This window comes from Roseomonas chloroacetimidivorans (assembly GCF_049629625.1).
GTDB classification, from domain to species: Bacteria; Pseudomonadota; Alphaproteobacteria; order Acetobacterales; family Acetobacteraceae; genus Roseomonas; species Roseomonas chloroacetimidivorans.
In genome coordinates this window covers 1-1113 of sequence record NZ_JBNBZS010000290.1, presented here as the reverse complement: position 1 = coordinate 1113, position 1113 = coordinate 1, and the positions used below count along the sequence as shown (strand labels likewise).

1 pseudogene is annotated in these 1113 nt (G+C 66.8%); it reads right to left on the bottom strand.

Annotation, left to right across the window (positions count from 1 at the left end):
* Positions 1–324: 324 nt before the first annotated feature.
* Positions 325–984: pseudogene (locus tag ACO1BU_RS37510) on the bottom strand (IS701 family transposase); the annotation flags it as partial.
* Positions 985–1113: the final 129 nt, after the last annotated feature.

Here is a 1113-nt window from a genome sequence, read left to right as displayed (position 1 = left end):
GGCACGGAGTTCCGCTGGGGCAAGGAGGCGCAGGCAGCCTGATACAGCGCGGAGAGGATGGAGCTTCGGGCAGGACGGGTCAGTCCGATCCTGCTCGTCTGAGGTCCCGTCGCCGGGACGCGGGAGGCAGTGAGGCCGGGAGTAGTGCTGTGGAAACCCCCTGGGGCGAACCACGCGTCTTAGATTGGCCCGCTGGCTCCTTTCTGACCGCATGATTTGGCGGCCTCGTGCCGACCACGGACGGAAGCATGACACCGGCGACGTGGTACTCACTCGAGGGGCTTGACGCCCAGAGGCCCATTACGGAAGCACTACTTGGGCACTTTAGGGTTGATGGGTGGCTGGAACCGACGTCTGCAATGCGGGCATCGGACGAGTTCGGCGAGGTGGGCGAACAGTCGATGACAGATGGCCTGACGTAGGGCGGGCAGGCTGGGCGATGGTGGCGGTCCCGGGATGCGGGGCGGCATTTTTTCCCCGGCTCGTCCGGCGGTGCTGGGCAAGGCGTAGGTGCTGCAGGTAGGCGAAGGCGATGCAGGTCATCAGCGCGTGTCGGTGCAGGCCGGTCCAGGAACGCCCTTCGAAGTGGCCCAGCCCCAGCTCTTGCTTGAGCTGCTGGTGAGCTTGTTCGCAGACCCAGCGCGCCTTGATGGTGGACGCGAGCACCCGCAGGGAGGTGTCAGGCTCGAGATTGCTGAGGTGATACTTGCGCTCGCCAGATGAGCGCCACTCGCCCACCAGCCAGACCTCGTCGCCCGGCAGGTGGCGGTTGTTGGCCCAGATTGCGCCGTCGCCCACGCGGATGCGGAGAGCGGCAAATCTGGCGGCCAGCGCTCCCTTGGTGCCCTGGCGCCAAGTCGCGCGCCGCCATGACAGCCCCGCCAGCACTTCCTCGGCGGTGCAGGGCTCCTCATCGGGCACGGGGCGCCGCCTCCGTCCGGACGGCACGGTGACCTGCACGGCCGCGCCATAGGACTGCGTATTCGGGTGATCCTGATCGGCTGTTCCAGCCGAAGGTGATCACCCAATCCGGTGATCATGATCACCTGCCACGCCTTTGGGTTTGGCAGGGGGACGGGGCCGGGGAGCAGTACGGCCGACGGTTGTAGACTT